The organism is Mesorhizobium sp. M4A.F.Ca.ET.050.02.1.1 (assembly GCF_003997725.1).
In the GTDB taxonomy this organism is placed as follows: domain Bacteria; phylum Pseudomonadota; class Alphaproteobacteria; order Rhizobiales; family Rhizobiaceae; genus Mesorhizobium.
The window spans coordinates 1-18,022 of sequence record NZ_RZSG01000048.1 but is presented as its reverse complement, the minus strand read 5'-3'; the positions used below and the strand labels follow the sequence as shown (position 1 = coordinate 18,022).

The 18,022-nt window shown below is 60.1% G+C and carries 23 protein-coding genes and 2 tRNA genes; 5 read left to right on the top strand and 20 right to left on the bottom strand.

The window, feature by feature from the left end; genetic code table 11:
- Positions 1-299: 299 nt before the first annotated feature.
- The 4 genes from EOA33_RS06420 to EOA33_RS06405 form a co-directional block, all read right to left on the bottom strand.
- Positions 300-1,688, bottom strand: a complete 1,389-nt coding sequence (locus EOA33_RS06420) for a TolC family outer membrane protein (protein ID WP_126054185.1) — start codon at positions 1,686-1,688, stop codon at positions 300-302.
- A gap of 183 nt (positions 1,689-1,871) precedes the next feature.
- Complete coding sequence (locus EOA33_RS06415; protein ID WP_127399851.1) at positions 1,872-2,546, bottom strand: protein-L-isoaspartate O-methyltransferase; 675 nt, start codon at positions 2,544-2,546, stop codon at positions 1,872-1,874.
- Between the two features lie 92 nt (positions 2,547-2,638).
- A tRNA-Cys gene (locus EOA33_RS06410) sits at positions 2,639-2,712 on the bottom strand.
- A 154-nt stretch (positions 2,713-2,866) separates the two neighbouring features.
- A complete protein-coding gene (locus EOA33_RS06405) occupies positions 2,867-3,124 on the bottom strand; it encodes a hypothetical protein (RefSeq protein WP_126054184.1) in 258 nt (85 codons plus the stop codon).
- 216 nt (positions 3,125-3,340) lie between these two features.
- Between EOA33_RS06405 and EOA33_RS06400 the strand changes: the two genes are divergently transcribed.
- Positions 3,341-3,415 (top strand) — tRNA-Asn (locus tag EOA33_RS06400).
- Between the two features lie 688 nt (positions 3,416-4,103).
- Here EOA33_RS06400 and EOA33_RS41315 read toward each other — a convergent pair.
- Together EOA33_RS41315 and EOA33_RS06390 are read right to left on the bottom strand one after the other, a co-directional pair.
- The gene (locus EOA33_RS41315) at positions 4,104-4,382 is read right to left on the bottom strand and encodes an HNH endonuclease (protein ID WP_127405244.1); all 279 of its coding nucleotides are present in this window, start codon (positions 4,380-4,382) and stop codon (positions 4,104-4,106) included.
- Between the two features lies 1 nt (position 4,383).
- Positions 4,384-4,611: a hypothetical protein gene (locus EOA33_RS06390; RefSeq protein WP_127405243.1), complete on the bottom strand. Its 228-nt coding sequence runs from the start codon at positions 4,609-4,611 to the stop codon at positions 4,384-4,386.
- Positions 4,612-4,737: 126 nt separating this feature from the next.
- On the opposite strand from EOA33_RS06390, the gene EOA33_RS06385 reads away from it, so the two are divergent.
- The gene (locus tag EOA33_RS06385) at positions 4,738-4,992 is read left to right on the top strand and encodes a helix-turn-helix transcriptional regulator (RefSeq protein ID WP_127405242.1); all 255 of its coding nucleotides are present in this window, start codon (positions 4,738-4,740) and stop codon (positions 4,990-4,992) included.
- 92 nt (positions 4,993-5,084) lie between these two features.
- Positions 5,085-5,258, top strand: coding sequence for a hypothetical protein (locus EOA33_RS38885; protein WP_190234215.1), 174 nt, complete (start codon positions 5,085-5,087; stop codon positions 5,256-5,258).
- A gap of 153 nt (positions 5,259-5,411) precedes the next feature.
- On the opposite strand, the gene EOA33_RS06380 is transcribed toward EOA33_RS38885, so the two are convergent.
- The 9 genes from EOA33_RS06380 to EOA33_RS06340 all read right to left on the bottom strand — a co-directional run bounded on the left by EOA33_RS06380 (position 5,412) and on the right by EOA33_RS06340 (position 12,963).
- Positions 5,412-6,179 (bottom strand): LamG-like jellyroll fold domain-containing protein, encoded by a 768-nt coding sequence (locus EOA33_RS06380; RefSeq protein WP_127405241.1) that lies wholly within the window; start codon positions 6,177-6,179, stop codon positions 5,412-5,414.
- Positions 6,180-6,275: 96 nt separating this feature from the next.
- Entirely contained in the window at positions 6,276-8,075 is a 1,800-nt protein-coding gene (locus EOA33_RS06375) for a hypothetical protein (RefSeq protein WP_127405240.1), read from the bottom strand.
- Positions 8,076-8,441: 366 nt separating this feature from the next.
- Entirely contained in the window at positions 8,442-8,975 is a 534-nt protein-coding gene (locus tag EOA33_RS06370) for an HK97 family phage prohead protease (RefSeq protein ID WP_127405239.1), read from the bottom strand.
- Positions 8,968-9,150: a hypothetical protein gene (locus EOA33_RS06365; protein ID WP_127405238.1), complete on the bottom strand. Its 183-nt coding sequence runs from the start codon at positions 9,148-9,150 to the stop codon at positions 8,968-8,970. Before EOA33_RS06365 ends, EOA33_RS06370 begins: the two co-directional genes overlap by 8 nt.
- Complete coding sequence (locus EOA33_RS06360; RefSeq protein WP_127405237.1) at positions 9,143-9,763, bottom strand: hypothetical protein; 621 nt, start codon at positions 9,761-9,763, stop codon at positions 9,143-9,145. Before EOA33_RS06360 ends, EOA33_RS06365 begins: the two co-directional genes overlap by 8 nt.
- Entirely contained in the window at positions 9,763-10,296 is a 534-nt protein-coding gene (locus EOA33_RS06355) for a hypothetical protein (protein ID WP_127405236.1), read from the bottom strand. Before EOA33_RS06355 ends, EOA33_RS06360 begins: the two co-directional genes overlap by 1 nt.
- A gap of 235 nt (positions 10,297-10,531) precedes the next feature.
- Positions 10,532-11,488: a hypothetical protein gene (locus tag EOA33_RS06350; protein ID WP_127405235.1), complete on the bottom strand. Its 957-nt coding sequence runs from the start codon at positions 11,486-11,488 to the stop codon at positions 10,532-10,534.
- 652 nt (positions 11,489-12,140) lie between these two features.
- A complete protein-coding gene (locus EOA33_RS06345) occupies positions 12,141-12,431 on the bottom strand; it encodes a hypothetical protein (RefSeq protein WP_127405234.1) in 291 nt (96 codons plus the stop codon).
- Between the two features lie 193 nt (positions 12,432-12,624).
- The gene (locus EOA33_RS06340; protein WP_127405233.1) at positions 12,625-12,963 is read right to left on the bottom strand and encodes a P27 family phage terminase small subunit; all 339 of its coding nucleotides are present in this window, start codon (positions 12,961-12,963) and stop codon (positions 12,625-12,627) included.
- 460 nt (positions 12,964-13,423) lie between these two features.
- On the opposite strand from EOA33_RS06340, the gene EOA33_RS06335 reads away from it, so the two are divergent.
- Positions 13,424-13,714, top strand: coding sequence for a DUF982 domain-containing protein (locus tag EOA33_RS06335; RefSeq protein ID WP_127405232.1), 291 nt, complete (start codon positions 13,424-13,426; stop codon positions 13,712-13,714).
- 100 nt (positions 13,715-13,814) lie between these two features.
- Here EOA33_RS06335 and EOA33_RS06330 read toward each other — a convergent pair whose 3' ends face one another.
- The 5 genes from EOA33_RS06330 to EOA33_RS06310 all read right to left on the bottom strand — a co-directional run bounded on the left by EOA33_RS06330 (position 13,815) and on the right by EOA33_RS06310 (position 17,259).
- The gene (locus EOA33_RS06330) at positions 13,815-14,012 is read right to left on the bottom strand and encodes a hypothetical protein (protein WP_127405231.1); all 198 of its coding nucleotides are present in this window, start codon (positions 14,010-14,012) and stop codon (positions 13,815-13,817) included.
- Between the two features lie 57 nt (positions 14,013-14,069).
- A complete protein-coding gene (locus EOA33_RS06325; protein WP_190234214.1) occupies positions 14,070-15,689 on the bottom strand; it encodes an AAA family ATPase in 1,620 nt (539 codons plus the stop codon).
- Positions 15,667-15,927 carry a hypothetical protein gene (locus tag EOA33_RS06320; RefSeq protein WP_127405229.1) on the bottom strand — a complete coding sequence of 87 codons (261 nt, stop codon included), beginning with the start codon at positions 15,925-15,927 and terminating at the stop codon, positions 15,667-15,669. The genes EOA33_RS06325 and EOA33_RS06320 overlap by 23 nt, the downstream gene beginning before the upstream one ends.
- 216 nt (positions 15,928-16,143) lie before the next feature.
- A complete protein-coding gene (locus EOA33_RS06315) occupies positions 16,144-16,953 on the bottom strand; it encodes an outer membrane protein (protein ID WP_127405228.1) in 810 nt (269 codons plus the stop codon).
- 60 nt (positions 16,954-17,013) lie between these two features.
- Positions 17,014-17,259: a DUF982 domain-containing protein gene (locus tag EOA33_RS06310; RefSeq protein WP_127399939.1), complete on the bottom strand. Its 246-nt coding sequence runs from the start codon at positions 17,257-17,259 to the stop codon at positions 17,014-17,016.
- 439 nt (positions 17,260-17,698) lie between these two features.
- Between EOA33_RS06310 and EOA33_RS06305 the strand changes: the two genes are divergently transcribed.
- Positions 17,699-18,022 (top strand): metalloregulator ArsR/SmtB family transcription factor (locus EOA33_RS06305; RefSeq protein WP_145989077.1); only part of this gene is annotated, 324 nt, incomplete at its 3' end.

Here is an 18,022-nt window from a genome sequence, read left to right as displayed (position 1 = left end):
GGGTTCGCGCTGCGCGCTGCTTGCCGTCGCCATTGTCACATCCGCCGCCCTTGTGACTCATTCCAGATTTCCGCTCCGGCAAGGCCGGATTCGAATCATGGCGACAGGGTAACCGACGGATCGTCGTCCGAGAATCCCCAATCTGGGGAGATGTGGGATTTCAACAGATTAGGCGACACAGGCCGATCAGCGCATCTACGGCTGGAGCTGGTCGCTGCGACATTGGGACAGCCGCCTAAAGCAAAAGCGCCGCGCATCCCCGGACGCGCGGCCCTCTTGAACCTGGCAACACGCAGCGGTCAGCGGCCGTCCGGCGTGCGCAGCCCGTACCACTTGTCCTTGACGGCCTTGTAGTGCTCTTCGGGCTTGTACTTCGTCACGTTCAGGGCGAGACGATCGACCGAAAGGCGACCGATCGCGGACAGGATGGCATAGCTCGCCACCACCACGTCGCGCTCGGAACTGGCAAGGTTGATCTTGGCGCTGATGACGGCGTTCTGCGCGTTCAACACGTCGAGCGTGGTGCGCTGGCCGACATTGCGCTCCTCGATGACGCCGTTGAGCGCCAGTTGCGCGGCGGCGATGACTTGCCTGTTGGCGGCGACGCTTTGCTGCGCGGCGGTGTATTGCGTCCAGGCCGACGTCACCGCCTGGCGCACGGTGTCGCGGCTGACATCGACCTCGATCCGGGCCTGGCTCAGCGATTCTTTCCTCTGGCGCACCAGCGCCGAGGTACGGCCGCCCGAATAGATCGGAATGGTCAGCGTCGCGCCGATGCTGGCCGAATTCGTCGTGCCGTCGGACGTGCTCAGCACGCCGGGAACGGTGTTGCGGTAAGCGCTGGAAACACCGGCATTGGCGGAAAGCTGCGGCAGCAGCGCGCCCTCCTGGGATTTGACCGAGAATGCCGCGGCATCGACCAGATGCTCCGTCGCGAGGATGGCGGGATGTTCGGTGGCGGCAATCGCGATCGCGCCGTCGAGGCTGGACGGCAACAGCTTGGCCAGCGGCGCCGCGGCCTTGAGCTTGCCGGGCTCGTCGCCAACGATCTGGTGATAGGTCGCCGCGCTGGCCAGCGCCTGGGCGCGGGCGGCGCTGAGCTGCGCCACCGCCGTCGAGCGCGAGGCATCAGCCTGGGCGACGTCGGTTCTTGTGCCCTCGCCGACCTCGAATCGCGAACGCGCGGCGCGCGCCTGCTCGGTCAGGAACTGCAGATTCTGTTCGGTGAGCACAGCGACCTGGCGGTCGCGAATCACGTCCATATAGGCGCTCGCCGCGTTGAACAGGATGTTCTCCTCGGTGTTGCGCAGACTTTCGACCGAGGCCCTCACCTGGGCTTCCGCGGCCGCGACATTGTTCTTGGTCTGAAAGCCGTCGAACAGCGTCTGGTCGATCTGGACGCCGAAATTGCCGGTGGTCAGCCGCACGCTCTGGTTCGTGCCGTTGAGATGGCTGCTCGAGTAGTCGATGCTGCCGGAACCGGTGACGGTCGGGCGCCAGCCGGACTTGGCGATGGCCACGCCCTCGTCGGTGACCCGCACCCCGGCCCGGGCGGAATTCAGTGTGGAATTGTTCTGGTAGGCCTTTGCGAGCGCTCCGGTGATGCTTTCCGCGGAGGCGGCCAGCGGCGAAAGGGTGGTCGCGGAGGCCAGGAAGGCGGCTAGAACAGTCTTGCTTACGGACGGCACGTAATATCCCTCATTCGTTTTGCATGGGAACCGCGCCACGACAGCCACTCATCTCTGAACAGCCGGCGCCGCGCTTCTATCGTTCCCCCGCTGACTGCCCCGAAATGCCCGGTTTATGCGATCAGCAACGATTGTTCAAACACAAGCGATCACGACAGCGCCTTCACTGCAAGGCAAAACCGCTCAGAATTCAAATGCGTGGGTACGTTCAAATCCGGGTAGTGGCTTTATTGCCGCATTGAATGCCCGTCTTCCCGTTACAACCCCCCCTGCCTTGAAAAACAGCCGGGCCACGCCGGAATTGCCCTGACCTTCCACGGCAACGAGTCGGCCCTCCTCCGCAAGCTGGTCGAGCAAAGCGGCCGGCACTTCCTCGACGCTTCCGCCGATGAAGATGACGTCGTAGGGCGCCTTGGAGGCATGACCCTGCGGGAGCGGCCCGGTGATCACTGTCACATTGTCGCAGGCCAGCGCCGCGAGCGCCGATCGAGCGCCGTCCGCCAGCACCGAATCGCTTTCCAGTGCAACGACAGAGCGGGCCAGCCTCGACAGAAGAGCCGCCGAATAGCCGGTGCCGCAACCGACATCCAGCACCGAATCACCGGCGCCGATCTCAGCCAGTTGCAGGAGCTTGGCGAGGGGAGACGGTTCCATCAGATAGCGCGCGCCGCTGCCGTTGGCGCCGCTGGAAATGCGGATGTCCTCATCGATATAGGCTAGATCGCGCTGTCCGTCGCCGACAAAGGCCTCACGCGGCACCGACAGCATGGCCTCGATCAGCGGCGCGCTGGTCACGTCGGTGGTGCGGACCTGGCCATCGACCATCTTGACGCGGCGTTCGGAGAAATCAGCGCTCATTTTCCTACCAGTCCGCCCAACAAATCCCGCTTGCCGCACCTCGACCGCGGTTCAATCCAACCGGAACCCCTGCCCCATTGGGGGCCGGCAACTGGAGGCCTCGCCCGGAATCGAACCGGGGTGCAAGGATTTGCAGTCCTCTGCGTAACCACTCCGCCACGAGGCCTCGTTGCTCCCGGCGTTCCGAGCGAACTCAATATGTTGGCGGTGAAATGCCGTCAAGCGCCCGCGCGTTAATCCCGGCGCTTTCCCTCATTGGACAACTGGACACCGTTTCCGATCGGTTTCCATCAGCGCGCCCGTGGCCGCCGGCCGACAAGTCAATCCGGACGACGCCGGCGTTCCCACCATACCACGATGCGGCGCCGGTGCCGGCGCACCATGGCGAATTCATAGGAGAGCACCAGCAATCCGATCGGGATCATCCAGAAGCCCAGGATGGGCAGGAAGCCGAGAATGCCGCCCAGAATCAGCACGACGCCGATGGCGATCCTGAGCCCGCGCGAGCGCGGCATGGTGAATTCACGGCCGAAGACCGTGATTTTCCGCGCCGGTGCGTTGTCGCCTGCTGCAGTCATGTCGTGCCTGGTTTCCATGAATAGAGTCATCGGCCAGCAATAGCCAGAACGGCCTTTTCCCGCTCACGTTCCCTGCGGAATTGCTCATATGAGGAGCCCGGCCGGCGATTGCCAGAAACTGCCATGCACAAAATGGCGGAAAAAAATGTGAAATGCTTCTTTGCAAAGCCGAAACGGGTTTGCTATAGGCAGCGCCACTTACACAAGAGCCTCTGTTCCCCGGTAGCTCAGTGGTAGAGCAACCGGCTGTTAACCGGTTGGTCGCTGGTTCGAATCCGGCCCGGGGAGCCAAGCGCTATTGATTTCATTGCATTTTTTACGATAATCGGAAACCTTCCCCGCTATCCCTCCCCACTTTTGGCGCCGTCACCGCCCCAGCTTATATCGCTCGCCGCACTGTTTGCAGACATAGCGACTCTTGTCATCTTTGTCCTCGACGGGATCGAGTGCGAAGGGCCTGTTCCATAGAATGTGACAGGTTGGACACATGGCAGAGCCGCCTGCGACCGCCTCGTATGTGCGTGATCGCTCAGCGGCACCCTCAGCAATCCGGCTTGCGATTTCGACCAGTCCACCGTGCAGTGGCAAATCTGAAGCGTGTTCGTGCATTTCGGGCTCCTGTTTGTGACGATGCGAATCATCATAGGAGGTGCCGCCGAAAAAATTGTGCGCGCCCTAAGAAAAAGCCCGCGTGCCTTTTCAGCAAGCGGGCCTCGCGCGGCACGTCGACGTTGGGTTGCGGCTGATCAAAGGCCGCTTTGGCGAGGAAAAGGCGCTCCAGGCCTTGTTTTCAACATCTTCGGCAGGCATATACCCCCGTCAGCAGCCGCCGCTGGCGAGGAACGCCCCTTCAGATAGTCGGAGAGGTTTCACCCAAGGCGAGGCATGCATTTGAGCCGATCGACGGCGCGGTGCATGCAGTCTCGGCAACGAAGGGAAGCGGGCGAGAGCCCGCTTTTTTGTTGCCTAAGGCGACGCCTCACCACCTCTCGTAGTGTTCTCCACGCCTGATGCTCTTATAGGTCAGCCAGTCGACATCGCCGCGCCCTGTGTTGCACCGATAGCAAGCCAAGGCGATGTTGCCGCGATCATTGCTGCCTCGATCTGTTCGCCGGTCCAAATGCTCAAGCGTCTCTGAGTCTGGGCGCATCTTGCTCTTGAACGAAATCCGCATACGGACATCGCAATAACAGCAGCGGCCACCCTGCTTTTCGCGCAGGATGGCTCGCAGCTCGGGACGGCGTGAGCCGTTGCCCATGTCAGGCAGCCGACGCTAAAATCTTTTCGATGGCATCAAACTCGTCATCGATAGCGCAAGTCAGGTTAGTGAGCATTAGGTCGTCACGCTCGTCGGTCGTGATCTCACTGGATGCCATCATTATTGCCCTTAGGTAGCTCCGCGCCCTCTGAAGGTGCGTTTCGGTGTCGAATGCAATCGTGGTGGCTGTGGGCGCGCGATGGGTGCGGATGTGAGCAATCGTCGGCATCTGAAATTCTCTCCAGTTTGGTTTTCGAAACCCCTTTGTTGGGTAAATAAACCATATTGGGAATCGACGCTTGCGGTCAAGTGATAATTTGGGTAAAAAACACAGATTGCAATTTGGAAAACACAGATGCCGGTGACAGGAAACCAAATCAAGGCTGCAAGGGCACTTGCTGGCATGGATCAGAAGGCTCTGGCCGATGCAGCAAAGATTGGGATCAACACGGTCAGGAATTTCGAAGGCTGGGGCAGTGCAATCGTTCGTGGTCGCCTCGACACAATGCAAGCTATCAAGTGTGCCTTTAGCGCTGCTGGCGTCGAATTGCTCGAGGACGGTCAGGCATCTTCGGAAGGCAGGGGCGTTCGCCTGAGGGAAAAGCCGTGATCTCGGCGAGCCGCATCTCGCGACAAGCGCCGGCGGGCATTAGGTTCCGCCGCCAAACCCGGAACATTTGCTCGCTCCTAGAGTTGGTCGACATGGACACTTCGACTTCCCTCGATATCAGCGCGGCAGCCCTGAAACGGGCCCAAAAGATTCGCGAAGAAAATGACCGCTTCAGGGTGCAGGCGGCGGCGGAACTGGCCAGGGCTCGCGAACTGATTGCCGATATTGCCGAGCTTCTGGGCGCTCGCGGCCTGAGGCGCGATTGAACCGTGCGGAAGGCCGGGGAACACAGCCCACAAAAATGCCTTTGCGAATGTCTCACGAAATTAGCCCTCGCGCTCGCAATAGCATTTTAGCGAAAGCTAATCTAGCAGCCCCAACCAATAGAACCGTTCTCGCAACGTGCCTAGAGGTCGCCCTTAGCTCCTCGGAAACGCCGCAGTCGGCACCGCGATAGAGCTATCGGTATCATAGCGGCAGACGCCCTTGGTGATCCTGATCTCGTCCATCCAGCCGTTCCAGATAGCGGTGCTGACGGCTCGCCCGATGCCAAGCGTGTCCGACGAGTTGAACGTCGTCAGGTTCGCCGGCGTATTGCCGACAAGAAGAGTGCCGTCGAGCCAGATGCGCACTTTGCCCGACGCATTCCGGGTGACGGCGATATAATGCCAGGCATTCAGCGTTGCCGTGCCTGCGGGGATGGTTCCTGCGGTTACCATGAGGTTGCCGCCGAGGCCGCCATTTATTGAATAGGCGAACACAAGAGAGCCGTTGTCGCCGGCGCTCCAGGTGGAATTGAGATACCAGGCCATCGATCCCGAACCATCGCCCTGGCCCAGAATGTAGGTGTTCGAACCGGTGGCGGCCCGCCTGACAAACAGTTCGATGGTGAACTCGCCGGACAGGTTCCAGTCGGCATGATCGGCGAAGGTCCAGTAGTCCCCCGACCCATCAAAGAGACCAGAAGCCGAGCCGAACTTGGCCTGCGCGGTATCGATTTGCGCATTGCCATTCGCGGTCCCCGAACCCTTGTTGGTAGCGGTGCTTTCATCGGTCAGCGTGGTCGAGCCGTCAGAGCCTTCGAAGCCGAGCAGCAGGACGACGTTGGCAAAATGCGGATCGGTTCCGCCGCCGCCGCCAGATGCGCGACGTACGCCGAAGCCGGTAAACCTATTCAACATAAGCATATTTTGAAATTCCTTTTGAAATCAGCGCGCATGGTGCGCTCGATGCTGGCAGCGGTGCGCGTGTCGGGGGGTGTTTGCATAGATGCTTGCAGACCGTCACGCGTCCACGATGTCGCCGAAAGGCGCAAACGTTGCATCGATGGCAAAGGCGCCATCGGTGAATGCGCGCTTGAAAATGATCTTGCCGGCGCGCTCAAAGATGGCGATCGAGTACGGTTCGCAGATTGACTTGGCGATGTCCCGCACGCCGTTGGTGACGTCGATCACGGCGCCGTCGATAACGTCGTCAACATTGATGACTTCGATTTCGTCGGACGAAAAGCCACCGGCTTCCATTAGAGCGACAAGGAAGTCCTCCAACTGGCGCTGCGTGCCGTCGTCGGAGGTAATGCGCAGGCGCCGCGGAATGCCGCCGGCCGTCTCCGAGATGATTTGATCCGTCTGGCCATCGAAATAGTACGACGCCGTGGAACTCGCCCCTGAGATGCTTCGCGTCGTGCCGAGGTCGAGGTCTGTGAAATATGATGTCGTGCCGCCGACTGGCAGGAAATACAGTTCGTCAACAAATCGCTGCAGATCAGGCGGGCCTAGATCGCGCGAGCCGATTGCCTCGATTTGATATGGCACTGACTTGGTGAATTCGATAGAGCCAGTCGTGCCGTCGACACGGGAAACGGTTCCGGCATCGGTCCAGACAACGAGGTCTCCGTCGTCGTAAACTGCATAGCGAAGCGCGTCGGCAAAGGTCGCCAGTACCGCCGTGCTCTTGAGCGTCCCCTGGCTCGAGAACGTCGCCTTGACCAGGTCGTTATCCGCGCAGAGGTAGAACACCGCATCGCCGCTCACCGGGCCGGGCGTGATGCATTGAATGTCTGAATATCCGTTCCAGCTTGCCGTCGACTGGTAGGCGCGGGTTACCGTGTCGGCAGTGAGGCGATAGCAAAACAGTTGCTCATTGAGGCCGAAGCCGAGGACGAGCGCGGTTGAGCTGCTGACATCGACGAGGCAACCATCGACGAGCGAGCTGCTTGTCGCTGAGTCCCCTGACGTTGCAACGACGGTGCCGGTGCTTCCGTCGCAGAGCACCGCGTCCCAATCGCTGGTGCCGGTGAAACTCGCAAAATAGAAAAGCCGGTCCAGGGTTCGGCTGTATCGAAAGACCCGATAGTAATTATAGACGTCCGGTTCGCGATCGAAGGTGAAATATTGTTTCGCCGCGCCGATCGAATACAGGAAAATGTCCGTGTCGTCGAAGCCGTAAAGCTTCTGTTGATCCCAAACCGGAATCAGATCGCGGGCATTGGGGGTGCCGGCAAAGGTCGTGTAGATTTCATAATCATGCGTCGTGGCGCCATCTTGGATCCACTCCGCCTCAAAGACAGGCGGCGCGCCGTAACCGACGATGTCGAAGTCCACCACCACGATATCGAGATAACCGCGGTGCGCCGAAACGAAGTCCGCGCCTTCCTCCCTGACCATAGCCGGATCGCGCGGCTGATCGCCGCGACCATCATAGGCGGTGAACTTCAGGCCCTTCTGGCGATAGCCAACGCTGCCGTCATAGACGAGCTTGCCGTTGGCGTAGAGCTTGCGCATTGTCCACGTTGAATCCGGCACCAGCGGACGCGCAAACCGCAGCCTGGCCGTCAACTTCGACGTGGTGGTCGTAACCGTGTCCCAAAACTCGATGTGGGTCGAGGTGACGGTCAGAATAGGCGCGCACCAGATATAGGCGGCCGGCAGGCGGCACTTGCCGTACACAACCGGGATAGTCTGGCCGTAGGCAGACGTAGGTAGTGTGGTCTGGATTTCGGGGACTTCTGGAACGGTCGGTGCGGTTGGTGTTTCCCAGCCGCCCCAACTACCGCGGCCAGGGCGACGTGGCAATCCTCCCATTTTATTGTCCTGCTCCGATGAGGAAGGCATGGGTGAGCGATCGCGCGGCTGCGCGTTGGGTGGTGGTCATTGATTTTCCTTTGAAGGGACTTTAGGGCTCCGGCGAGCCATCCAATCGCGCAATATGACGTCGGGAATTTTTACTTGATGCCGGTGCGCTTGCACCCGGCACGGTTAACCGTGTTTCTTTGGATTTGATTAAATTGAGCGGCGCACGATGTCCCAATGAGAAAGATAAATCCGACATGCGCGGCGATCCTGATCGCTCCATTTCTCATAGTTGGAGTGCTGTTTGTCGTTGCGTACACGCTAGACCGCAGCTCGCACGTTGACCCCGGATACACGTCGACCATCAGGTAGCAGCATCTAATTGATGCCACGCAGCCGTTGGTCCCTCTCCATCTTTTCGATGAGGCGGCGCCGTGCTGACGCGGCGTTGCCCATTGAGGTTTCGGAGCGCGTAAGGGCAGCCGAGGTGGCTTTTCCGTAGGCGCCAAAGATTACAAGACTCAACTCCACTAGCCCTGCTTGCGTAACCAGACGCTGAGGCAAATCCCCCGTGTCGTCCCACTCCTCCGACTCTGAGAAAAAGCAGACGCTTACCTCATCGACCAGGCCGCTTCCAACGCTGGCTAAGGCTTCCTGTCCCATCGGCGATTCGGGGTTCGGCGTCAGCGCATACCAGAGGCCGACAGCGTCGGCCTTGATCTCGAGTGAGCCGTTGGAGACACGCCCGAGCGGGCGAGACATGTCGTGCGCCCAGCAGGCGACAACTGAATCTCCGCTCTCTCGGATAGACTTGTCGAAGGCACCTCTGGCAAACCGCTCAATAAAAAGCCCGCCGATATTAGCGGGCTGCTGCCATTGGATGGCGTAACCAGAGATAAAAGGCTCAGCCATCTTTCAGCGCCTTGATTTTCTTGTCGAGCTTATCAAGTGTGATTTGGCGCGCGATGTCCTTGGCTGCTCCGCTGCGATTTGCGTGCCGTTTCTCGCCCGGCAGTTTGATCATGCGCTTTGCTGGGCCGCGGCGACCGTCGCTGCTGGCGCGCTCGATTTCGCGGTGTTCAGACATCGTAGCCAGCCCCTTTTAATTCCTTGAGGTACTGCGCAATCCGGCGTTGCGGATCCCGCGGATCCGACAAGAAGAAAGGTCGAATCTGCCCAAGACCGTCCGTTGACGCCCCTTCCGCTTCAATCGCCAAAAACAGGTCGTTAAGCTCGATGTGCGCGACGTCAACCGCGCGCAGCGCCTCAACCAACGCAGCGACGCGCCTCTCGGCTTCCGGCCGGGCCGCGGCACAAATCGCACGCTCGGCCGCTGGACGGGCCGCAGCAATGCGCTTCTCGATGAGTTCGATTGCCTGGCCGGCCACAGCTTCCAAGCGGCGCAGCTCTGCAACCCGTTCGCGCTTCTGTGCCTTGGCGGACGGCGCTTCGCCGATGAGCGCGGCAACCTCGGGTGCGATGTCGAGCGACGTGTCGGCCGCAATCTCAACCTGAAGGGCTTTGCGTTCAGCCACGTGGGCGGCCCGCTCGGCGACAATGGCCTCGCGCCTGTCTTGGTCTTCGCCAAGAGACGGAAGCGCTTCGCGCGCCGTCAGCGCGGTGAAACTGAGTTTAATCGGCGCAACCTTGGCCGGCCGGGCGTCGGGCTTGGCTCGCGGCGTCTTATTAAAGATTGGCATCAGTTGTCTCCTGCGAAAAGTTCGGCGATGACGTCGACAAAGGCGCCACCGTTGATTTCCACCGACTTGCGGTGGCCGTAAGCCTGCCACCTACCTGGCTCACCGGCGCTAAAGCGGCGGACGTCGATCGTGTCGGTCAGGGCGATCTCCTGCCAATTCGATACGACCGCGATGATTGTCTTGGCGACGAGCGCCTTTGCATCAGGGGTGCCGCTCGCGGCGATTTCCGCGATGATGTCGAGCTGCTCGCCAGCTGTGACGCTGATGCTTGCCGGCGCGCCCTGTGGGACGCCTTCGCGGCGAAGAGCACGGTATTCGCGCACGGTATCCGCCACGGCACGAAGCGGCGCGTCTACGGCCACGCCGAGCATCAGCGTGGCGACGTGTTGCGGACTCAGGTCTGGCGAAACGCCAGGCGAGCCAGCGGGGAGAATTTGGGCTTCAGTGAGCGCGCGAGCGACCTCTTTGGTGCGGCCGGGATCGTAGCCGACGCGGCGCACGAGTCCGTCGCACGCCTGCTTGGTAGAAGGCATGTTTATTGTCCTTGAATAGAGCGGGAAATTGCAATTTCCCGTGTGGATGGTTGTAAAAAAGAAGGCCCGATAGCCGAGGCTATCGAGCCAATCTGCTCGCCTGCAGTACTTCTGCAATGGCGAGGGCCGATACCGTGGGGCAGTAGCGGCGACGCAGACGACAGAGCGGGCGCCTGCGAGGGAAAGAGGTGTTAGTTCTCCACCTCATACCTTTGAAAACGAGTTGGGGTACAAATCAGGCAGCGAGGCCCAAATATCGCGCTTCAGCCGCGGCAAGCTCCTTCCGCCGAGCCTCGACGCGACGACTGCAAGCCGCGGCTTGATCTGCCATTTGGCGGTCAATCATCTGCCATTGATCGCGAAGACGATCGATGCCGCTATACACAACCCACTTCGCCCTGGCGCTCCGGGCTTTCCACCGATGGCCAAGATCCCTTCCGATCTCGGTCAGGGTGCATCCGTCAAGCACCGCGTCTTCAAATGGAACGAGGAGGACACCCAAGCCAGCCCGCAGCGCCGCCAGGATTGGCTGGCCATCAATTCTGGCTATCCGCTCGTCCTCACTTTTCGCCAGCCGCAGCGGCGTTTGCGTCCTAGTGCCGTTCTCGTCGTCGGCTGCATTGGTGCGCTGGCCGACGCTCACGCGCTGCTTCACGGTATGCCTTGTCTCGCGATAGGAGATTTCCCCGCCCGACAGCATGGCGCCCGTCCATCCACCTTTCTCGGCTCGCTGAAACGGCTTGTCGAAATTCTTTCCAGAGAGGTGCAGGCTACGGTTTTCGACGCTGATGCCTTCCTCGCTGATGTCGAGTTCGTCATCGTACGGCGAGGTGCCGACCACCTCGCAGAGTAGCCGATAGCGAATGATCCATGGGATGTCGTCATGCCTGCGATCGCGGCGTAGGGCCTCGACAATGGGCAACGGCGCCGCATCGTTGTCATTCGCGGCTGCATGCTTGCGCGGCTTCCATTTGCTCGGACCGCGGGGCGGCCTGTAGCGGCAGATGGTGATGGCTGGCGCCGATGCCATCAGGTCGGCCAACTCGCGCCTGGCGAGCGCCTTTGCGGAAGGGATGGTCGTGTCAACTTCGAACGCTACCTGCAGATTGCTATTCGCGACGTCGAACACAGGCGTGTCGTCGTTGGCCGCAACGCGACCTCCCGCCTCGAGGACGGCCTCCAGATTTTCCATTGATGCTCTGTTCCCAAGGTCGCCCCACGCGACCGTTGCATTGTGCCGGCATTGCCGGCTGCCTGCCGCCTTGGTGGCGGTCTTTTCGTTATCTAGGGTCGGCGAGCCCCACAAACACTAAATATAGTGTCGACGCCTGATTTTTTCCAGCGACGAAGAATGCCAGAGCGGCAAATTGTGCCACAAGGCTGCAACGGGGCAATCCGCACCGCAAAGATTTGCCATTGCCACTCGGCGGTTAGACGAGGTCGGCGAAGGCGCTGCGGTGCGGCACGAAATCGAACCTGTGAATCCTTGCGGCATCCTGTGAATAACGGGCAACCGAAATCAGCGGTTCAACGAGGAAAATCAATAGTTTGCGCGTCTCACGAGTCGTCGCACAATCCAGATTCGTAAAAAATCCGTTAGTCGTGGTCTTGCAAACGGGTCCGCGAATCCGCACCATTTAGAAATCGCACCGGAATGATCCTTTCCTAATGGAGAATTCCGCGTGCGCACTTCCCGAAAAACAAAGCAGCGACCATGGTGGCACCTCTCGCGCGACGAAGGGTTCAAGGTGCTCGCTATCGCCGTATCGATCATCCTTACGATCTTGTCGAAGTGCGGCGGCTGAAACCTCGCATGGATCTATTCGCAGGATCCGGTGGGCCTTTCAACGGCCCGCACGCCGCTTCGCCTGTCCTGGCGGCCCGAACTCTCGTTCAGCCCATATTGGACGCTCTGGCGGGTGATAGCCTCTGTAGAACTCTTCCATATAGGCCAACACGTCGTTGCCGATCCGTCTCCATGTAGTTTCGGCGAGGTCGCGCGGAACATAATGCCGGTCTTCAACAACACCAGCATCGACCAGTTCATCAAAAAAGTCGTGCCCGCTTTGCATGAACATCATCCATGCTTTCGCCTCGTCAGGCCTGGCCTTGGATGCGCGTCTTCTTACCGGCATGCGTTATCTCCCTGTGCGCTACACCAAGCTAGCAGGGGGTCGTAACCGGCTGCTCTGCACTCCGTGGTCAACCGTGCCAATTCTGCGTTCTCGGCTGGCGTTAACGACGGCTGGCGCCAGAACCGCCAAACCTCTCGGAGCGCCTCGACCGGCATTCCGTCGCGGCGTCTATCGACTCTGCGCTTCACCGGCATCAGGCAGCCCTCCTTCCATAGTCGCGTGTGCGAGGCGCCCTTGGTGCGTCCGACGTGTCGACGTCCAGGCCAAGCTCGCGGAGACCACGCAACACTGCAGTGCGCGCATCCCGCTCAATGGCCACGGCCGGGTGCGCCTTCGGCGTGCCGTAACGGTCCACGACGGTAAGCCCTTCCTTGGTCACAAGGTCGCGTGCCGCGTCTGCCCGGTCCATGGCTTCGGCTGTGCGGCAGAGGATTTCAAAATGATGCCGCTCTAGGGCAAAATCTTCTAGGATTCTCGCACAGAATTTTCGTGTTTTGGCACTCAGGTGCCGTGGAATCTTGTGGTCATTCATGGTATAAGTCGTTGTTCCCTAACAATATTGAGGTTCACCGGACGAATCGGGGCACGGCGAATGCACGCAATGGGGTTGCGAGCGGTCCGTGGAGTCGATGCCCCTAGAGATGGAAGTACCCCCTCCGGCGGGCTGGGCGTGGAACCGCGGCGATGCAGCCACGTTGCAGGTCCTCAACGAGGATCGGATCGATGTTAAAATTGCTGATGTTTGGGCTGGTCGGTTACGTGGCCATGATGATTGTTCGTGAGAACTCTCGCGAAGCGGCACGGAGTCCGCCTCGCGATGGAGAGCCCGCACGCGGGACGCGTAGGTCATCGCCGAGGCGTCGATCGCCCAAACGCTGATTCGCTCTCGGGCTTTGGCGCCCACTGAAGGGCCGAGCCAATTTATTTAAAAGTGGAAGCAACCGGGATATCCATGGCGCGTTGGGGTGCACAAACCCCAACCGGAGATCCCCATGACCGACCAACGTTTCTCAAAACCAGTTTCTATTTTCGTTGGAATGGGATTTCCCGTTGAGGTTCGTTCAGTGTTGGACGCTCGCCAAGTTCTTGATGAATGGAGCGGCAGCCGTGGTCCAACCTTCGCCGCAGCCCTCGCGGCTTGCCAATCGGCTCTCGTTAGCGATCAAGACGTGGAGGCCGCCCGTGTTTTGTTCGAGGCGTTCGCCAGGTCACGTGGAATCTTGGCGCCCGACGCGATTGAAATTTCAGCCGCACGCATGGCCGAGGACTGGTTGGCAACCTGATTGTCGTTGGCTGGCGGCGCCAGGTCGGGCCTGAGTTTGTAGAGTTCGACCCACGTTATGGTGCGTCGCGTGACGGTCTCGTTGGCTGGCGATGCCTTAATCATGCGCGCCTCACGTACGTTTCGGTTTCCAGCATGAGGTCCCGGCCGTGTTGGGTTTCAACAATGAAGACCAACTCGCCGTCCTCGTCCTTTGTCACGCCAATCACCCGGCACGGCTCCCATGGGCAGTCTAGGCCGCCTTTGTCGTTTTTGATGAAGCGCTGACGTTCAGCGGCGTATGCTTCGATTGCAAACATGTGATTTCCATTTGTTCTCTCCTCTGTTGGTTGCCTGCGTTAGGCAGGCGAGTTGGGTTACGCGGCTTCCCGCGCAGGTTCGCTATTGTCGTTGTTGGCTTGGTATTGCCGACCGTCTTCCAACGGTCGGGCGTTACCAACGCCGACGGGGGTTATAGGGGGTGTGTGAGCAGCACCGTTGGAAGGCGTTGGTAGACCGTTCGAAGGTACCGTTGGAAGCAAGGCGGCACGCCCCTGTTTCACCTCATCCGCTACGACGACCAACCGTTGGCGCTGCCGAGAGGGAGATCCTTCGGTTATCACTGCTGCTGTGCCAGCAGCCAGCGACCTATGCATCGCTTCTTCCAGAGCCTTCTTCGACACGCCGTCGCGATCCGGCCGCTTGGCCATCACGGTGGGCGCGTAACTGGAACTGCGGTTTGGACTGACGTTCTGACCGCTGCCGTTGATGGCGGAAAGCAATCTGAGAAACACCTTGTCGGCAGCGCCAGCCAACAAACCCGCGGCCGGCGACGGCTTGCCGTCATCCAATACAAACGCGCCTTCCTGCCAACGCAGCTTCAGTTCGCCGCCCTTGGCCGCATAATTCGCCTTCATGCCTTTCAATGTGCGGAGGTTGTCATCGTCCTTGTCCGCGGTGAGGTAGAGACGCGCTCGCACAGAATTGCTCCATGCCGTCGACCCCGACGTGCCGGTGCCGGTCTGCATGCCGGCGACTGACGGATGCGACAGCAGCACGATGGCGCAGTTGATCTTTATCGCGAGCTTGCGAAGCATGGAGATGAACTGGCGAACTTGGCTCCGCTTGATCTCGTCGCCACCGAAGAGGTCGGCGGACGTATCGAGGATGATGAGCTTGGGCTCGTAGCTCTCCGCAAAGTCGGCAAAGTCTAGCCACAGTGCGGTCGGCTGCATAACGCCATGCTTATCCGGTGCCGATAGAAGCGCATCCATGTCCGCAGCTGGCAGCAACCGAAAAAGGTGCAAGTCGGACAGGTCGCCGCCCAACGCCTTAGCGATATCGGCAAGCCGACGATGAAACTCGTCAGCCTCATCTTCGGCGCCAAGATAGATGACCTTGCCGCCCCACGGCTCGAGGCCGAGAGTTTCGACGCACATTGCACCTGCTGCACCAATCTGCGCCGCCAGGAGGCTTTTTCCCACACCGCCGTCACCGGTAAGCAACGTCACCTGCCGCATTGGGATCATATCCGGCACGTACCACTGCCGCACGGGGATCGGCTCGCCGTGCCAATGTGCTGGGTTTACCAAAACAAGCTCGGCCGGCTCCGCCAACGGCTTGCGCCCGCCCTTGATGGTGTAGGTATACGGCTCGCCGTCGTCGCCAATGCCAACGGTTACTTGCTCACCGTCGACAGTTGCTCGGTAGATTGACGCGTGGCCGCCAACCGGGCTGGTTTTGTGGATCTCTCCACCATAGCGCTTTTGAAGACGTTTCAGACGTATGACGCACTCCGCCGCATCATGGCCACGCGGAACGGGCGTATCGGAAGGGCGAAGGTGCGGGCCGGTGCCGAAGTTGCCGCGATTGCCGCGGTCGAACAATACTACCGCGCCGTGCTTGCTAGCCTCGATTACCGTTCCAGCGCCATGTGTGTCGTGCTCGACGCGATCGCCAACCTTGTAAGAGTTCTCAGGCTGCTGCGGTGCGATCATGCGGCTTACGCTCCTCAAGCGCGGCCAGAGCAGCGCGGGCGATTTCATCGACTAGGGCAGGGGAGAAGGTGACGCAGCGCTGACCGTCTGCATTCGGCGCATACACCGAAAAGCCACCTGCGGAACGCTGTTTAAGGCGTAGGCCGAAAAGCCTAAGTTCGTCGCTTAGCGCGATGTCGAAGCGCGCAACGGTTTGCCCGTAGCCTGGCGGCTCGGGGCGTATATCCATGATATGCAAGGACGGAATCCTTATCCTGAAAGTTAGGTAACAGCGAAAAAACGCTATGGGATTCAATGGTACAAAGGTTAGGCGATACTCGCGCTAAACGATTGTTTTAATTCAATTTTGTTAATCCTGCCGGGATCGCCAATACTTTCAGTTGCTTGACTTGTCGCCCCGCATGCAAAATGCCCCGGACGATGCCGGGGCCTGCTTTCGACGTGCCGCAGCTACCTAAAATTTGTACGCAGCGCCGATGCGGAGGTCGTTGATCGAGAGCCGATCCTCGAGAGGAGACCAACCACCACCGACCTGGAACAGTTTCTTGCCGAAATCGCTGTAGCGATATTCAGCGCGAACGACCAAGTTGTCGGTCGCCGCGTATTCCAAGCCCAGGCCCAATGTCCACCCTGTTCGGGTCGCATCGTGCGAGAATGGAAGGCTCTGTGTCTCATTCACGTTCTGGCGCGCAACGGCCAACCCCCCGGCGAAATAGGGCAAGAAGCGATCAACGCTGTAGCCAACTTTGCCGCGAAGCGCGGCAGTCCAGTCAACCTTTGATCCATAGCGGAAGAATGTGTCCGGGATGCTGGAGCCGATATAGTGGCCTCTCACGCCATCCTTCTTCAGACCCGCGAATGTGAAATCGGCATCGGCGCCGAGAACAACACCATTGTCGAACTGATAATTGTAACCGCCATATATGCCCCCCAAGACGCCAGCGGGCTTCGCGGGAACCTCGTAATAGCCGGTGTTGTCGAACGAGAGGAACGTCCAATCATCTTTACCCCAGCCATATCCTGCCTGCGCGCCAACATAAGCCCCTGACCAATTGTAAGTTGATGCAACCGGCAGTTGCGAACCGGCCTCCGTGGCCAAAGCGCTAGTGGTCAGGAGCCCTAGTATTGCTGCGGTCTGAAAGATAAATCGCATGCTGCCCACCCCTCGAGATTGATGGTGCATGAGTGGCACATTTTTTTTGTGTGAGGGAATGGCTGACAGCGCTCGGTTGTATTTTTCCAGCCAGGTGTTTCCCAAATGCATCTCGGCGCATGTCCCCAAAAGAGCAGACTATGCGCATTTCAGGCGCCCGGCGCTCCGGACTCACTCCACCAGCACATGCGCCTCGCGCGCGGCGCCGATGAACGCGTCCCTGGCTGCGTCGGCCGAGACCTCGCCGCTCATCGCCCGGCGGCAGGCGCGCAACGCCGAACCGTGCAGCGCGCTGCCGGCGTCGCGCCATTGGCCCGCCAGCAGTTCTGCCGCCTGCTGTGCGCTGGAAATGTGCCTGATCGCGCCCGCGACACCCACCGAAACCGTGACCGGCCTCGAAAACCATCCCTGGGTCATGTCGGGAACCCTCATTGCCTTAACCCAACTAAACGCAGAAAAGGGCGCCGGGTTTCATTGCCGGTCTCAACAGGGCGTAAGGGCCGCCTTGGCCGCTCCCGCGGCCTTGGCGCGGCCGCCTTGAAACGGGCGGGGCGCCGCAAATGCGGCGCAAAAAATCGTTATATTCTTGCTGAAAGAGCGCCGTGCTGGTACTCCTTGATAGCGCCGGTTCGGAAATCTGCGAATCTGCGCCGGCTAGCGCCGCTTTCCAAGGCGCGCGAGTCGTCCCGGCCATGATCCCGAATGGTGGCAACCGGTTTTTCGAGAAGGATCATGGTCAAAACAAGAAGCAGAGCACAGTTCCGACTTCGTCGGGATGGTTGGCTCAGGTAACGCTCTGGATGTCTGATGCCATTGCCCCCGTGGCTTCGGAAGAGCACGAAGCATGGGGAAATCGATGGTCTCGAAGGAACTCACTTCCAACGCCGAAACCGCGGCAGCGTTTCTGACCGTGATGGGCAACGGGAAGCGGCTTTTGATCATGAACTATCTGGCTGCGGGCGAACTCTCGGTGGGTACTCTCGCCGAGAAGGTCGATCTCAGCCAGTCTGCCCTTTCGCAGCATCTTGCGAAGCTGCGCAGGTTTGGCCTGGTCGAAACCCGCCGCGACCGGCAGATGGTCTACTACTCCTGCAAGTCGACCGCAGCGCGCGAGTTGCTCGCCTTGCTCGATGGCCTGCTGGCGACGGAGCGCCCGCTCGCCGGCCAGCACCGGCAGTAT

Bases quoted from the DNA above. Each gene is read 5' to 3' on its own strand.
- EOA33_RS06310 (WP_127399939.1), bottom strand. From the start codon at position 17,259: ATGACCCAGGGATGGTTTTCGAGGCCGGTCACGGTTTCGGTGGGTGTC.
- EOA33_RS06415 (WP_127399851.1), bottom strand. From the start codon at position 2,546: ATGAGCGCTGATTTCTCCGAACGCCGCGTCAAGATGGTCGATGGCCAG.
- EOA33_RS06350 (WP_127405235.1), bottom strand. From the start codon at position 11,488: ATGGAAAATCTGGAGGCCGTCCTCGAGGCGGGAGGTCGCGTTGCGGCC.
- EOA33_RS06405 (WP_126054184.1), bottom strand. From the start codon at position 3,124: ATGACTGCAGCAGGCGACAACGCACCGGCGCGGAAAATCACGGTCTTC.
- EOA33_RS06390 (WP_127405243.1), bottom strand. From the start codon at position 4,611: ATGCCGACGATTGCTCACATCCGCACCCATCGCGCGCCCACAGCCACC.
- EOA33_RS06365 (WP_127405238.1), bottom strand. From the start codon at position 9,150: ATGTCTGAACACCGCGAAATCGAGCGCGCCAGCAGCGACGGTCGCCGC.
- EOA33_RS38885 (WP_190234215.1), top strand. From the start codon at position 5,085: ATGGACACTTCGACTTCCCTCGATATCAGCGCGGCAGCCCTGAAACGG.
- EOA33_RS06380 (WP_127405241.1), bottom strand. From the start codon at position 6,179: ATGCTTATGTTGAATAGGTTTACCGGCTTCGGCGTACGTCGCGCATCT.
- EOA33_RS06335 (WP_127405232.1), top strand. From the start codon at position 13,424: ATGACCGACCAACGTTTCTCAAAACCAGTTTCTATTTTCGTTGGAATG.
- EOA33_RS06355 (WP_127405236.1), bottom strand. From the start codon at position 10,296: ATGCCTTCTACCAAGCAGGCGTGCGACGGACTCGTGCGCCGCGTCGGC.
- EOA33_RS06345 (WP_127405234.1), bottom strand. From the start codon at position 12,431: ATGCCGGTAAGAAGACGCGCATCCAAGGCCAGGCCTGACGAGGCGAAA.
- EOA33_RS06315 (WP_127405228.1), bottom strand. From the start codon at position 16,953: ATGCATTTGGGAAACACCTGGCTGGAAAAATACAACCGAGCGCTGTCA.
- EOA33_RS41315 (WP_127405244.1), bottom strand. From the start codon at position 4,382: ATGGGCAACGGCTCACGCCGTCCCGAGCTGCGAGCCATCCTGCGCGAA.
- EOA33_RS06340 (WP_127405233.1), bottom strand. From the start codon at position 12,963: ATGAATGACCACAAGATTCCACGGCACCTGAGTGCCAAAACACGAAAA.
- EOA33_RS06385 (WP_127405242.1), top strand. From the start codon at position 4,738: ATGCCGGTGACAGGAAACCAAATCAAGGCTGCAAGGGCACTTGCTGGC.
- EOA33_RS06325 (WP_190234214.1), bottom strand. From the start codon at position 15,689: ATGATCGCACCGCAGCAGCCTGAGAACTCTTACAAGGTTGGCGATCGC.
- EOA33_RS06330 (WP_127405231.1), bottom strand. From the start codon at position 14,012: ATGTTTGCAATCGAAGCATACGCCGCTGAACGTCAGCGCTTCATCAAA.
- EOA33_RS06375 (WP_127405240.1), bottom strand. From the start codon at position 8,075: ATGGGAGGATTGCCACGTCGCCCTGGCCGCGGTAGTTGGGGCGGCTGG.
- EOA33_RS06360 (WP_127405237.1), bottom strand. From the start codon at position 9,763: ATGCCAATCTTTAATAAGACGCCGCGAGCCAAGCCCGACGCCCGGCCG.
- EOA33_RS06370 (WP_127405239.1), bottom strand. From the start codon at position 8,975: ATGGCTGAGCCTTTTATCTCTGGTTACGCCATCCAATGGCAGCAGCCC.